This window comes from Streptomyces cinereoruber (genome assembly GCF_009299385.1).
Classification (GTDB): Bacteria; Actinomycetota; Actinomycetes; order Streptomycetales; family Streptomycetaceae; genus Streptomyces; species Streptomyces bikiniensis.
In genome coordinates this window covers 1,228,766-1,241,993 of the sequence record NZ_CP023693.1, presented here as the reverse complement: position 1 = coordinate 1,241,993, position 13,228 = coordinate 1,228,766, and the positions used below count along the sequence as shown (strand labels likewise).

At 75.4% G+C, this 13,228-nt stretch carries 13 protein-coding genes; 8 read left to right on the top strand and 5 right to left on the bottom strand.

Features of this window, described 5'->3' with window-relative positions:
- Positions 1–22: 22 nt before the first annotated feature.
- Positions 23–868, top strand: coding sequence for a spermidine synthase (locus CP977_RS05445; protein ID WP_062758098.1), 846 nt, complete (start codon positions 23–25; stop codon positions 866–868).
- Here the strand turns inward: CP977_RS05445 and CP977_RS05440 are convergent.
- Together CP977_RS05440 and CP977_RS05435 are read right to left on the bottom strand one after the other, a co-directional pair.
- Positions 830–2,089, bottom strand: a complete 1,260-nt coding sequence (locus CP977_RS05440; protein ID WP_208421408.1) for an MFS transporter — start codon at positions 2,087–2,089, stop codon at positions 830–832. The two genes, CP977_RS05445 and CP977_RS05440, sit on opposite strands and share 39 nt — an antisense overlap.
- Before the next feature lie 260 nt (positions 2,090–2,349).
- Positions 2,350–3,465 (bottom strand): DUF8017 domain-containing protein, encoded by a 1,116-nt coding sequence (locus CP977_RS05435; RefSeq protein WP_109186575.1) that lies wholly within the window; start codon positions 3,463–3,465, stop codon positions 2,350–2,352.
- 122 nt (positions 3,466–3,587) lie between these two features.
- On the opposite strand from CP977_RS05435, the gene CP977_RS05430 reads away from it, so the two are divergent.
- Both CP977_RS05430 and CP977_RS05425 read left to right on the top strand, forming a co-directional pair.
- Positions 3,588–4,025, top strand: a complete 438-nt coding sequence (locus CP977_RS05430) for a DUF4442 domain-containing protein (RefSeq protein ID WP_030214413.1) — start codon at positions 3,588–3,590, stop codon at positions 4,023–4,025.
- A 217-nt stretch (positions 4,026–4,242) separates the two neighbouring features.
- Positions 4,243–4,896, top strand: coding sequence for a DedA family protein (locus tag CP977_RS05425; RefSeq protein ID WP_109186574.1), 654 nt, complete (start codon positions 4,243–4,245; stop codon positions 4,894–4,896).
- 83 nt (positions 4,897–4,979) lie between these two features.
- Here CP977_RS05425 and CP977_RS05420 read toward each other — a convergent pair whose 3' ends face one another.
- Positions 4,980–5,507, bottom strand: coding sequence for a gamma carbonic anhydrase family protein (locus CP977_RS05420; RefSeq protein WP_062758092.1), 528 nt, complete (start codon positions 5,505–5,507; stop codon positions 4,980–4,982).
- Positions 5,508–5,642: 135 nt separating this feature from the next.
- Between CP977_RS05420 and CP977_RS05415 the strand changes: the two genes are divergently transcribed.
- Both CP977_RS05415 and CP977_RS05410 read left to right on the top strand, forming a co-directional pair.
- Entirely contained in the window at positions 5,643–6,401 is a 759-nt protein-coding gene (locus CP977_RS05415; protein ID WP_062758090.1) for an acyltransferase, read from the top strand.
- Between the two features lie 130 nt (positions 6,402–6,531).
- Positions 6,532–7,104, top strand: coding sequence for a YbaK/EbsC family protein (locus CP977_RS05410; RefSeq protein ID WP_152369711.1), 573 nt, complete (start codon positions 6,532–6,534; stop codon positions 7,102–7,104).
- Here the strand turns inward: CP977_RS05410 and CP977_RS05405 are convergent.
- Positions 7,101–7,544, bottom strand: coding sequence for a CoA-binding protein (locus CP977_RS05405; RefSeq protein WP_062758086.1), 444 nt, complete (start codon positions 7,542–7,544; stop codon positions 7,101–7,103). The genes CP977_RS05410 and CP977_RS05405 overlap by 4 nt on opposite strands.
- A gap of 123 nt (positions 7,545–7,667) precedes the next feature.
- Here CP977_RS05405 and CP977_RS05400 point away from each other — a divergent pair, with 123 nt between their 5' ends.
- The 3 genes from CP977_RS05400 to CP977_RS05390 all read left to right on the top strand — a co-directional run bounded on the left by CP977_RS05400 (position 7,668) and on the right by CP977_RS05390 (position 12,701).
- Positions 7,668–8,294, top strand: coding sequence for a YigZ family protein (locus CP977_RS05400; protein WP_062758084.1), 627 nt, complete (start codon positions 7,668–7,670; stop codon positions 8,292–8,294).
- A gap of 139 nt (positions 8,295–8,433) precedes the next feature.
- Positions 8,434–9,612 (top strand): exonuclease SbcCD subunit D, encoded by a 1,179-nt coding sequence (locus tag CP977_RS05395; protein ID WP_109186572.1) that lies wholly within the window; start codon positions 8,434–8,436, stop codon positions 9,610–9,612.
- Entirely contained in the window at positions 9,609–12,701 is a 3,093-nt protein-coding gene (locus CP977_RS05390) for an AAA family ATPase (RefSeq protein ID WP_152369710.1), read from the top strand. The genes CP977_RS05395 and CP977_RS05390 overlap by 4 nt, the downstream gene beginning before the upstream one ends.
- On the opposite strand, the gene CP977_RS05385 is transcribed toward CP977_RS05390, so the two are convergent.
- Positions 12,691–13,140, bottom strand: coding sequence for an Lrp/AsnC family transcriptional regulator (locus CP977_RS05385; RefSeq protein ID WP_152369709.1), 450 nt, complete (start codon positions 13,138–13,140; stop codon positions 12,691–12,693). The two genes, CP977_RS05390 and CP977_RS05385, sit on opposite strands and share 11 nt — an antisense overlap.
- Positions 13,141–13,228: the final 88 nt, after the last annotated feature.

The window sequence follows — 13,228 nt, the reverse complement described above, 5'->3', positions numbered from 1 at the left end:
CCCGCCCCGTCACAATGGGACCGTGAACGAGCACATCCCCGTCGTCCGCGAGGTCGACCAGGGCACCGCGCGCCTCCTGCCCGACGTGGACCGGGAGCGGGCCTGGCTCCTGACGGTCGACGGCGCGCCCCAGTCGTACGTGGACCTGGACGACCCGGCACACCTGGAGTTCGAGTACGCGCGCCGGCTCGCCCACGTCGTCGACGGCGCGGCCGGCGAGGGCGAACCGCTGGACGTCCTGCACCTGGGCGGCGGGGCGCTCTCCCTGCCCCGGTACGTCGCCGTCACCCGGCCCGGCTCGCGCCAGGACGTCGTGGAGGCGGACCGCGGTCTGCTCGCCCTGGTCGCGGAGCACCTGCCGCTGCCGGAGGGGTCGGGGATCGCCGTGCACGGCGCGGACGCCCGGCGCTGGCTGGAGGCGGCCCCCGCCGCCTCGGCCGACCTGATCGTCGGCGACGTCTTCGGCGGCTCGCGCGTCCCCGCCCACCTCACCTCCGTCGAGTACGCGCGCGAGGTCCGGCGGGTCCTGCGGCCCGGCGGCGTCTACGCCGCCAACCTGGCCGACGGCGCCCCCTTCGCCTTCCTCCGCTCCCAGCTCGCCACCTTCGCCGCCGTCCTCCCCGAGCTCGCGCTCGTCGCCGAACCGGGCGTCCTGCGCGGCCGCCGCTTCGGGAACGCCGTCCTGGTCGCCTCCGACCGCCCGCTCGACACCGCCCGCCTCGCGCGCCGGGCCGCGGCGGACGCGTTCCCCGCGCGCGTGGAGCACGGGGACGCGCTCGCCCGGTTCACCGGCGACGCGGAGCCGGTCGGGGACGCCGGGGCCGTACCGTCACCCGTTCCCCCGGACGGGGCTTTCGGCATCGGCTGAGCGGGGGCTCGGGAGGGCCGGGAGTTCCTTCCCGGTGGGCTCGGCCGGCGCGTGCGGGCGCCGGGTCAGGTTCCGCACGTCCGGCACCAGCAGGACGAGCGCCGTGACGACCACCATCAGCGCCGCCGCGCCCCACAGCGCCCCGCTCCGGCCGAACGCCCCCTCCGCCGGGCCCGCGAGTGCCGTGGTCAGCGGCAGCAGGGCCGTCGAGCCGAACCAGTCGTAGGCGGAGACCCGGGACAGCTTCTCCTCGGGGATCTCCTGGTGCATCGCCGTCATCCACGAGACGCCGAAGACCTCGATCGCCACCCCGCTCACGAACATCGCGGCCGTCAGGCCGATCGCGGGCAGCGGCACCGCGAGCGCCGCCGAGGGCAGCGCGATCGGGAAGACGCACAGCGTCCCGACGAACAGCATCCGGCGCGGCTTCCACCGGGTCATCAGGACGGCGCCCGCGACCGTCCCCACCCCGTACGCGGCGAGCGCGAAGCCCCAGGGGCGCGCGCCGCCCAGCTCCTCCCGGGCGACCAGCGGACCGTACACCGCCTCGACCGCCCCGATCAGGCCCACCACCACGGAGAACTGGGCGACGATCGACCACAGCCAGGGGCGGCCGACGAACTCCTGCCAGCCCTCCTTCAGGTCGGAGAAGAGCCCTCCGCCGGGGGCGCGCTCGGGGACGCCCTTCACGTCGAGGAAGGCCCGCAGTCCGCCCGCGACGGCGAAGGCGACGGCGTCGATCACGAGGACCCAGCCGGGCCCGACGAAGGCGACGAGCGCCCCGCCGAGTGCGGCACCGCCGATGGAGGCGCCGTGCATCGCCATCCGGAAGACGGCGAACGCCTTGCTCGCCTGCTCCCCGCTGACGGTGGCCAGGAGCATGCCCTCGGCCGCCGGGTTGAAGAAGGCCTGGCCGGTGCCGCAGAGCGCGGTGAGCACCATCATCTGCCAGATGCGGGCCTCGCCGGAGAGGACGAGGGCGGCGAAGGCGGCCTGCGACACGCAGTTGAGGGCGTTGGCGGCGACCATCACCCGGTGCCGGGGCAGCCGGTCGGCGACGGCGCCGCCGACGAGCAGGAAGAGGACGAGCGGCAGGAAGCGCGCCATCGCCACGAGCCCCACGTCGCCCGCGTCGCCGCCGGAGTCGAAGACCGCCCAGGTGGTGGCGATCAGGGCGCCGTGCGTGCCGAGGTTGGTCACGACCGTGGCGGCGGTCAGCAGGAGGTAGTTGCGACCGGCCCACTCGGGACGGCGGGCACGGGTCGGAACGGGGGAGGGAGAGGAAGAGGAAGAGGAAGAGGAAGAAACGGGGGAGTCGGGGGAGTCGGCGGGTGATGTCACCCCGGGACTATCCCCGCCGCCCCGCCGAAGTGCCAAACCGATATCCGGACGGGGCGTCGCACCGGCCGCCGGGACGACGGGTCCCGGCGGCCCACGGGCCCTGGTGGTCGGGCGTCCCCGACGTCACGGTTCCCCCGCCGTCACGAGTCCTCGGCGAGACGGACCGTGGAGAGGATCTGCTGGATCGTGGCGTCCGGCAGCTCGTCGGTGACGCCGTCGGCCGCGTTGAGGACCCAGGTCGAGAAGTCGTTCTTCGCGTTCTTGAAGGTGAAGGCGATCGCCTTGCCGTCCGACTCGCACTTGTTGCGCTTCTTGACGTTCGGGGCGGTGGCCGTCGACATGCTGCCGGTGAGCCCGGACTTCGTCGTGTACGGCACGGCCTTGGTGATCTTGATCGTGTTCTGCGGCATGTGCTGCGCGTAGCCGCCCCACACCCACGTGCCGGCCTCGTTGTACGCGGCCTCCGCGGTGCTCTTGGCACCCTGGCCGCCCTTGGTGCCGGCCGACGCCAGGCTCCAGGACTCCTCGCTGCCGTCCTTGTTGGTGTCGTAGGTGCACCACTTGCCCTTGAGGTGCGTGGGCCCGGACATCGTGACGAGCGGGCTGCCGTCGCCCTTCTTCTCGTCCTCCAGGAAGCTGATCGTCCCCGGCTTCGACACCTCCCACTCCGGCGGTACGTCGAAGAGGGTGCCGTACTTCGGGTTGTGGACGACCTTCCAGCCGGGGATCGTCGGCTGCCGCGCGGCGCCGTCGCGCGGGTTGTCGAGCTCGGACGACTGGCTCGGCTCGGGGGCCGCCGACGGATCGACGGAGGCGGTGTTCGTCGCGGACGGCTTCGGGTCGGCGGCGGTCGCCTCCTTGTCGTCCTTGCCGAGCACCAGGTAACCGGTGACGCCGGCCGCGACGACCACGGCGGTCGCGGCGAGGATCGCCACGAGGGCCGTCTTCTTCTTCCCGCCGGGACCGCCGGGACCGGGCTGCCCCGGACCCGGGACCGCGTACTGCTGCGGCACGGTCGGCTGCTGGTACGGGTTCGGCTGCCCCGGCTGCGGGCCGTACCCCTGCTGCGGGTACCCCGGCGGGACCGGCGGCTGCTGGCCGTAACCCGGCTGCGTCGGCGGCTGCTGCGGGTATCCGGGCTGGGCCGGCGGCTGCTGGTACGGGTTCGGCTGCTGGTACCCCGGCTGCTGGTACGGGTTCTGACTCTGGTCCTGCGGGTTCTGCTCGCCCCCGGGCGGCTGCTGTCCTGGCCACATGGCCAGTAACCATAGAGGTGCGGGGGCCTCCCGGCCACGCCCGCCCCCGGTCCGAGGGGGCCGCGGGGGATGGCCAAGGCCTCTACTCGCGGGTAACATCGCGCTCCATGAGCGCAGACCAGATGACCGTCGGCGAGATGCTCGCCGCGACGGTTCCCATGGCCGGGACCCTGAACCTGGAGTTCCTGGAGACCACCGCCGAGCGCGCCGTCGTGCGCCTGCCGGACCAGCCCGCCTACCACAACCACGTCGGCGGCCCGCACGCCGGAGCGATGTTCACCCTCGCCGAGTCCGCCAGCGGCGCCATCGTGCTCGCCGCCTTCGGCGACCAGCTCAGCCGCGCGGTCCCGCTCGCCGTCAAGGCCGAGATCGGCTACAAGAAGCTGGCCATGGGCGTCGTCACGGCCACCGCCACCCTGGGCCGCCCCGCCGCCGAGGTCGTCGCCGAGCTCGACGCCGGACAGCGCCCGGAGTTCCCGGTGCGGATCGACATCACCCGCGAGGACGGCGCCGTGACCGGCGAGATGACCGTCGTCTGGACCCTGCGCCCGAACGCCTGACCCGGCCCGGACCGCGCGCCTCCGCCCCCGTACCCCTTCCGGTACGGGGCGGACGCGTTCCCCGCCCGGAACCGGTCCCGGCCCCGCCTTCCGCGGCGAGGCCCGTCCGCCCCGACCGGGTAGGCTGCCCCGGCGTGCCCGCCGAGGCGCACGACGGCGCCGCGCCCCCGACCACGGGCGGGGCGCGACCGGGGAGCCGAAACGGGAGGAAGCCGCGTTGCACGTCCTGGAGTGGCTGGAGACGATCCCTCCGATCGCCGTCTACGTCCTTGTGGGCGTGGTGATCGGCCTGGAGAGCCTGGGCATCCCGCTGCCCGGCGAGATCGTCCTCGTGAGTTCGGCGCTGCTCGCCTCGCAGCACGGCGACATCAACCCGTACGTGCTCGGCGCCTGCGCCACCGCCGGCGCGATCATCGGGGACTCGATCGGCTACGCCATCGGCCGCAAGGGCGGCAGACCCCTGCTCGCCCGGCTGGGCAGGAAGTTCCCCAAGCACTTCAGCGAGGCCAACATCGGACTCGCCGAGAGCTCCTTCCGGAAGTGGGGCATGTGGGCCGTCTTCTTCGGCCGCTTCGTCGCCCTGCTGCGCATCTTCGCCGGGCCGCTCGCGGGCGTGCTCCACATGCCGTACTGGAAGTTCCTCGTCGCCAACGTCTTCGGCGGCATCCTGTGGGCCGGCGGCACCACGGCCGTCATCTACTCCGTCGGGATCGTCGCCGAGGCGTGGCTGAAGCGCTTCTCCTGGCTCGGCCTCGTCCTGGCCGTCCTGATCGGCCTCACCTCGATGCTGGTCCTCAAGAACCGCGCCAAGAAGGCGGCCGCGGAGCGGGCCACCGAGCCGGAGCCGGTGCCGGTCGCGGCGGCGGACTGAGCGGCTTCCGTACGGAGGGGAGGGCGGCACCCGGCCGGGTGCCGCCCTCCTTCTCGTCGTCCTCGCCGCCGTACGGGACGCGCTCAGTCCTCGAAGGCCTCCGCGTGCCCCTTGGCCAGGTGCAGGTACATCTCGGCGTTGAGCCGGATGCCCGCCTGCTCCTCCTCGGTCAGCGGGCGGCGCACCTTCGCCGGTACGCCCGCGACCAGCGAGCCCGGCGGGACCTGCATGCCCTGCGGGACGAGCGCCTGGGCGGCGACGAGCGACCCGGCGCCGATCCGGGCCCCGTTGAGGACCGTGGCGCCCATGCCGACGAGCACGTCGTCCTCGATGACGCAGCCGTGCACGGTGGCGTTGTGGCCGACGGTCACCCGGGCCCCGATCGAGACGGGGAAGCCGGGGTCGACGTGGACCGTGCAGTTGTCCTGGACGTTGGAGTCCTCGCCGATCCCGATCGGGCCGCAGTCCGCCCGCAGCACCGTGTGGTACCAGACGCTCGCGCGGGCGCCGAGAGTGACCTCGCCGAGGACCACCGAGGTCGGGGCGGTGAAGGCCGTCGGGTCGATCCGCGGCTCCTTGCCGCCCACGCCCTTGATCAACGCCTCTGTCATGGTTCTTCGCTCCTGCTCGTCAGCCGTCGTGTCGCGCCCGGGGGTGCCCCCGGGCCGCAGCCTATGCCGTGCTCATGACGGACATCACAGCGCACGGCGGTCATCGGGCGCGACGGCGCCGACTACCGTGGCCGGGTGCCCAGGAACAGAAACACGTTCTCATCCCTCGCCGCCTGGCGGCGCAGGGTCGTCGCGCACGCCCTCCAGGGCGGCTGGCGCTGGGCGCAGCGGGCCGGCGCCGTCACCGCCGAGCACCAGGGGAAACTGCGCTTCCGCCGCCTCGGCGAGGGGACCCGGCTCGCCTTCCCGCAGGGCACGGTCTTCGGCGAGCGGTGGATCGAGATCGGCGCGTGCTGCATCATCGCCGAGCAGGTGACGCTGACGGCCGGGATGCTCCCGGGCCTCGACCTCGGGACGGAGACGGTCCTGACCCTCGGCGACGGGGTCGTCCTCGGCCGGGGCAGCCACGTCATAGCCGACGCGGAGGTGACGATCGGCTCGGACACCTACTGCGGCCCGTACGTCTACATCACCTCGACCAACCACAGCTACGACGACCCGGACGAGCCGGTCGGCCGCCAGTGGCCCCGCTCGGCACCGGTCTCCATCGGCCCCGGCTGCTGGCTCGGCACGGGCGCGGTGGTCCTGCCCGGCGCGCGCCTCGGCCGGAACGTGGTCGTCGCGGCGGGCGCGGTGGTGCGCGGCGAGGTCCCGGACCACTCGGTCGTGGCCGGCGCCCCGGCGAAGGTGGTCCGCAGCTGGGACCCGGAGAACGGCTGGCAGCCCCCGCTCCGCACCCCCGCCCCCGTCCCGATCCCGGAGGACGTCACCCCCGAGCAGCTCGCGGCGCTCGCGGAGTGGGAGGTCGAACAGGCGGGCACGGCGGCGTCCTGACGGGCGAGTGAAGGACGTACGCACGTACGTCCCCCCAGCCCGTACGCACCCTCCCGCCCGCACGCGCCCCTCCGCCCGTACTCCGAGACGGCCCCCGCCCACCCCGGCACCGGTTGTTAGCGTGACGCACATGCGCGCACCCATCGGAGACTTTACCGACGCCCGGCCCGCCCCGGACTGCCTCGACCTCCTGACCGGCCCCGTCGCCGTCGCCGTCCGCGCCTGGACGGGCCCCGTCCCGGCCGACCAGGTGCTGTACGTCGACACCGACCCGGCCATCGCCGACACCGCCGTCTTCGTGGAGCACCACGGCGCCGACCTCCTCGACACCTCCGCGAACTGCGTGGTCGTGGCGGCCAGGCGGGGCGGCGACACGACCCTCGCCGCCTGCGTCGTCGGCTCCGCCACCCGCGTCGACGTCAACGGGGTGGTGCGCCGTCACCTCGGCGCCCGCAAGGCCTCGTTCGCCCCGGCGGACACGGCCACCGGCGAGAGCGGCATGGAGTACGGCGGCATCACCCCCGTCGGCCTCCCCGCCGACTGGCCGCTCCTCGTGGACGCCGCCGTGGCCGACACGCCCTGGGTCCTCGTCGGCAGCGGCCGCCGCCGCGGCAAGCTCATCCTCCCCGGCAAGGCCCTCGCCCAACTCCCCGGCGCGGTCGTCCTGGAGGGCCTCGGCGTCCCCGTGACCCGGGAGGGCTAGCCCAGGCGCGGGATCTCGATGGCGGGGCAGCGGTCCATCACCATGTCCAGGCCCGCCTCGCGGACGCGGGCGAAGGCGTCCTGGTCGATCACGTCCAGCTGGAACCAGACCGCCTTGGCGCCGATCGCCACGGCCTCGTCCGCGACCCCGCCGGCGAGGTCGCTGTTGACGAAGACGTCCACGACGTCCACCGGGAAGGGGACGTCCGCGAGGGACGCGTAGCCCCGCTCGCCGTGGACCGTCTCCGCCTTCGGGTGGACCGGGACGATCCGCTTCCCGAAGCGCTGGAGGACGGCCGCGACCCCGTAGGCCGCCCGGGCCCGGTTGTTCGAGAGGCCCACCACCGCCCAGGTGTCGCCCGTGGACGTCAGGATCCGCCGTACCGCCTCCGAGGCGGAGTACCCGGCGGTACCGGCGGTGGTCGTGCTGTCGGCGCTCATCGTCTCTGCTGCCTCTCCTCGGCGCGGTCCGTCTCCCGGGAGAACGAGCCGCGCCGGCCCTTGATTCCCGGTGCCCCACCGGCCGCCGGGGAGCACCGGCCCGGCGGAACGTAGGCTGGTCGGATGCAGGAGCAGTACCGCACCCCGGCCCGCGAGGGCGTGCACGAGACCGAGATCAACCGCTCGCGCTTCCTCTGCGCGATCGCGCCCGTCGCCGACGAGCGGGAGGCGCAGGAGTTCGTGGCGAGGATCCGCCGCGAACACCCCACGGCGACCCACAACTGCTTCGCGTACGTCATCGGCGCCGACGCCTCCGTGCAGAAGGCGAGCGACGACGGCGAACCGGGCGGCACGGCCGGCGTCCCCATGCTCCAGATGCTGCTGCGCCGCGAGACGCGGTACGTCGCCGCCGTCGTCACCCGCTACTACGGCGGCGTGAAGCTCGGCGCGGGCGGTCTGATCCGCGCGTACGGGGGCGTGGTCGGCGAAGCCCTCGACGTGCTCGGCACCGTGACCCGGCAGCGCTTCCGGCTCGCCACCGTCACCGTCGACCACCAGCGGGCGGGCAAACTGGAGAACGACCTGCGGGCGACCGGCCGCGCCGTCCGGGACGTGCGGTACGCCGACGCCGTCACGATCGAGATCGGCCTCCCGGACGCCGACGTCGACGCCTTCCGCGCCTGGCTCGCCGACGCCACGGCGGGCACGGCGACGTTCGAGCTCGGCGGCGAGGCGTACGGCGACGTGTGACGCCCGACCCCGGTGCTCCGCCACCGGGACGGCCGCGCCCACACCCCCGCTCGGGATAGCGTGGTGGGCGCACACGAACGGAGACCGGTGCGGGCACCGGCGGGGGAGGGACGGCACACATGCGGGGTGGGACGGCACCGTGAGGCTCCTGCACACCTCGGACTGGCACCTCGGCCGGTCCTTCCACCGCGTCGGACTCCTCGGCGCCCAGGCCGCGTTCCTCGACCACCTCGTGGCCACCGTCCGCGAGCACCGCGTCGACGCCGTCCTCGTCGCCGGCGACGTCTACGACCGGGCCGTGCCCCCGCTGTCCGCCGTCGAACTCTTCGACACCGCCCTGCACCGGCTCGCCGAGGCCGGCGTCCCCACCCTCATGATCTCCGGCAACCACGACTCGGCCCGCCGCCTCGGCGTCGGCGCCGGACTCATCGAACGGGCCGGCATCCACCTCCGCACCGACCCCGACGGCATCGGCACCCCCGTCGTCCTCGCCGACGCCCACGGCGACGTCGCCCTCTACGGCCTGCCCTACCTCGAACCCGCCCTCGTCCGCGAGCGCCTCGGCGCCGGGAAGGCCGGCCACGAGGCCGTGCTCGCCGCCGCCATGGACCGGGTCCGCGCCGACCTCGCCGGACGGCCCCCCGGCACCCGCTCCGTCGTCGTCGCCCACGCCTTCGTCGCCGGCGGCGCCCCCAGCGACAGCGAGCGGGACATCACCGTCGGCGGCGTCTCCGCCGTCCCCGCCGGAATCTTCGACGGCGTCGACTACGTCGCCCTCGGCCACCTCCACGGCAGCCAGACCCTCACCCCCCGGGTCCGCTACTCCGGCTCCCCCCTCGCCTACTCCTTCTCCGAGACCGACCACCGCAAGACCATGTGGCTGGTCGCTCTCGGCCCGGCGGGCCCCGACGGCGCGGACCTCGCCGCCGAACGCCTCGACTGCCCCGTCCCGCGCCCCCTCGCCCGGCTCCGGGGCCGGCTCGACGACCTCCTCGCCGACCCCGCGCACGCCCGCCACGAGGACTCCTGGGTCGAGGCCACCCTCACCGACCCCGTACGCCCCGCCGACCCCATGAACCGGCTGGCCGAACGCTTCCCGCACACCCTCAACCTCGTCTTCGACCCCGAGCGGACCGGGGGCGACACCGGCGCCTCCTACGCCCAGCGGCTCCGCGACCGCAGCGACCAGCAGATCGCGGAGGACTTCGTGGCCCACGTGCGCGGCGGCGCGCCGCTCGACGGAGCCGAACGGGCCGTCCTGTACGGCGCCTTCGACGACGTACGGGTCGACACGGCCGAGCGCGAGGTGGGCCGGTGAGGCTGCACCGCCTGGAGATCACCGCCTTCGGCCCCTTCGGCGCCACCCAGACCGTCGACTTCGACGCCCTGTCCTCCGCCGGCCTCTTCCTGCTCCACGGGCCGACCGGCGCGGGCAAGACCTCCGTCCTCGACGCCGTCTGCTTCGCCCTCTACGGAAGCGTGCCCGGCGTCCGCCAGACCCCCGGCGCCTCGCTGCGCAGCGACCACGCCCCCGTCGGCACGTACACCGAGGTCCTCCTCGAACTGACCGTGGGCGACCGGCGGCTGGAGATCACCCGCCGCCCGGCCCAGCAGCGGCCCAAGCGGCGCGGCACCGGCTTCACCACCGAGAAGGCCCAGACCTGGCTGCGCGAGTACGACCCGGCCACCGGCGCCTGGAACGGCCTCAGCCGCTCCCACCAGGAGATCGGCGAGGAGATCACCCAGCTCCTCGGCATGAGCCGCGAGCAGTTCTGCCAGGTCGTCCTCCTCCCGCAGGGCGACTTCGCCCGCTTCCTGCGCGCCGACGCCGAGGCCCGGGGCAAGCTCCTCGGCCGCCTCTTCGACACCCGCCGCTTCGCCGCCGTCGAGGAACGCCTGGCCGACCTGCGGCGCGTGGCCGAACAGCGGGTGCGGGAGGGGGACGAGCGGTTGCTCGCCCTCGCCCACCGCATGGCCCAGGCCGCCGGCGGCCTCGACGCCGCCCGCACTCCGGTCGAGGGCGGGCCCGGCGAACCCGGGCTCGCCGCCGCCGTCCTCACCTGGGCCGCCGTCGCCCGCACCGAGGCGCGGGAGGCCCTGGACGTCGCGGGCCTGCGGCTCGCCGCCGCCGAGCGCCGCCGGGACGCCGCGCGCGCCGCCCTCGACGCCGAGCGCGACCTCGCCGCCCGCCAGGCCCGCCACGCCGACGCCCTCCGGCGCCGCGAGCGGATCGCCGAGCGGGCCCCCGAGCGCGACCGGCTCCGGGCCGCCCTCGACCGGGGCGTCCGGGCCGACCGGGTCGCCCCCGCCCTGGCCCTGCGCCGGGACGCCGAGCGCGAGCGGGACGCCGCGCGCGCCGCCCTCGCCCGCTCCCGCGCCCGACTGCCGACCGACCTTGCCGACGCCGGGGCCGAGCAGCTCGCCGCCCTGGAGAACCGGCTGCGCGGGGAGCTCGGCGGACTCGAACCGGCCCGCCGCGCCGAGCACCGCGCCGCCGCCGTCGCCGAGGAACGGGCCGTACTGGCACGGGAGGCGCGCGCCGACGAGGAGGCCCTGCGGGACGCGGCCGACTGGCTCGCCGGCTGGGAGCCGCGCCGCGCCCGGCTCGCCGGACACGCCGAGGCCGCCCGGGACGCCGTCGCCCGCGCCGAACACCTCGCCGGCCGCCTGGAGCCCGCCCGCCGCCGGCTCGCCGCGGCCCGCCGCCGCGACGCCCTCGCCCGGGGCGCCGAGGCGGCCGAGGCCCGTCTGACGGAGGCCCGCGAGCGGCGGAACGACGCCCACGAGACCTGGCTCGACGTCAAGTCCCGGCGCCTGGAGGGCATCGCCGCCGAACTCGCGGCCGGCCTGGAGGCGGACGCCCCCTGCCAGGTCTGCGGCTCCACCGACCACCCGGCCCCCGCCCGCACCACCGCCGGCCACGTCGACCGCGCCACCGAGGAGGCCGCCTACGCGGCCTACACCGCCGCGGAGGAGACCCGTACGGCCGCCGAACGCGAACTGGCCGTCACCCGCGAGTCCTGGGCCGCGGCCCGCGCGGAGGCCCGCCCCGCCCCGGACGGCGACCCGGCCGCCGCCGGTCCCGCCGTCGGTCCTGTCGCCGGTCCCACCGCCGCCCACGCCGTCGATCCCGCTGTCGAGGAACTGGCCGGTGAGGTCGAGGAGTTGACCCGGCTCCACGCCGAGGCCCACGCGCTCGCCGGACAGGCGCACACCGCGCGCCAGGCGCTCGCGCGGGCCGAGCACGAGCACGGGGAGCGGGTGGCGGCGCAGCGGGAGGCCGAGCGGCGGGTCGCCGCCCGGACCTCGCGGCGCGAAGCCCTCGACCAGGAGCGGGCCGCGCTGGACGAGGAGCTGGACCGGGGACGCGGCGCGTTCGCCACCGTGGCCGAACACGCCGCCCGCCTGGAGCGGCGGATCGACCTCCTGACCGAGGCCGCCGACACCGTGCGCGCCGCCGAACTCGCCGACCGGCGCCTCAAGGAGGCCGACGCCCGGCTCGCCGACGCCGCCTACCAGGAGGGCTTCGCCACCCCCGACGAGGCCGCCGAAGCCTTCCTGGGCGAGGGGGAGCGGCGCGGCGCCGAGGAGCGCCTGCACGTCTGGCAGGCCGAGGAGGCCGTCGTCGCGGACCGGCTCGCCGAACCGGGCACCGCGGCCGCCGCCGTGCTCCCGCCCGCCGACCCCGCCGCCGCCGAGGCCGCCCACACGGCGGCCGAACGCGCCCTGCGCGAGGCCGACTCCGCCCTCGCCGCCGCCCGCGAACGGGCCGCGGACCTCACCGACCTCTCCCGGCGGGCCGCCGCCGAGGTCCACCGCCTGGGACCGCTCCGCGAGGAGTACGAGCGGGTGGCCCGCCTCGCCGCCCTCACCGCCGGCACCTCCGCCGAGAACGAGCGCCGGATGCGCCTGGAGTCGTACGTCCTGGCCGCCCGGCTCGAACAGGTCGCGGCCGCCGCGACCGCCCGCCTCCTGCGCATGTCCTCGGGCCGCTACACCCTCGTCCACTCCGACGCCCGCTCCGGCGCCAAGCGGGCCGGCCTCGGGCTGCACGTCGTGGACGCCTGGACCGGCAACGAGCGCGACACCGCCACCCTCTCCGGCGGCGAGACCTTCTTCGCCTCCCTCGCCCTCGCCCTCGGCCTCGCCGACGTGGTCACGGACGAGGCGGGCGGCGTCCGGCTCGACACCCTCTTCATCGACGAGGGCTTCGGCAGCCTCGACGAGCAGACCCTGGACGAGGTCCTCGACGTCCTCGACTCGCTGCGCGAGCGGGACCGCAGCGTCGGCATCGTCAGCCACGTCGGCGACCTGCGCCGCCGGATCCCGGCCCAGCTGGAGGTCGTCAAGGAGCGGCACGGCTCGGCGGTGCGGCTGCGCGCCGGAGGGGACGCGCTCAGCGGCTGAGGGAGCGCCGGGGCAGCGGGGAGGAGTAGACGACGCTGGTCGTCACCGAGCCGAGCCCGGCGATCTTCCCCGTGATCGTCTCCAGGTCCCGCATGGAGCGCGCCGCGACCTTCAGGACGAAGCAGTCGTCGCCGGTGACGTGGTGCGCCTCCAGGACCTCCGGCGTGGTGTCCAGCAGGTCGTGGAACGGCTTGTAGTTGCCGTGAGGATAGCGCAGCCGCACGAAGGCCAGGATGGGCAGCCCCAGCCGGTCCTGGTCCACGAGCGCCGTGTACCCGGTGATCACCCCGGCCTTCTCCAGGCGCCGCACCCGGTCGGTCACCGCGGACGGCGACATCGACACGGCGCGCGCGAGTTCGGCGAAGCTGGCGCGGCCCTCGGACTGGAGGGCTTCGAGGATGCGCCAGTCCGTGGCGTCCGGCGTGTAGGCGGTGGTCATGGGGGAGGAATAGCAGGCGGATCCCCCGCCGATCAAGGGAGATCCCGGGCCGACCGGGCGGACGACCGGGGAATCGCCCCCGCCGAGG

Bases quoted from the DNA above. Each gene is read 5' to 3' on its own strand.
- CP977_RS05435 (WP_109186575.1), bottom strand. From the start codon at position 3,465: ATGTGGCCAGGACAGCAGCCGCCCGGGGGCGAGCAGAACCCGCAGGAC.
- CP977_RS05430 (WP_030214413.1), top strand. From the start codon at position 3,588: ATGACCGTCGGCGAGATGCTCGCCGCGACGGTTCCCATGGCCGGGACC.
- CP977_RS05420 (WP_062758092.1), bottom strand. From the start codon at position 5,507: ATGACAGAGGCGTTGATCAAGGGCGTGGGCGGCAAGGAGCCGCGGATC.
- CP977_RS05410 (WP_152369711.1), top strand. From the start codon at position 6,532: ATGCGCGCACCCATCGGAGACTTTACCGACGCCCGGCCCGCCCCGGAC.
- CP977_RS05405 (WP_062758086.1), bottom strand. From the start codon at position 7,544: ATGAGCGCCGACAGCACGACCACCGCCGGTACCGCCGGGTACTCCGCC.
- CP977_RS05400 (WP_062758084.1), top strand. From the start codon at position 7,668: ATGCAGGAGCAGTACCGCACCCCGGCCCGCGAGGGCGTGCACGAGACC.
- CP977_RS05385 (WP_152369709.1), bottom strand. From the start codon at position 13,140: ATGACCACCGCCTACACGCCGGACGCCACGGACTGGCGCATCCTCGAA.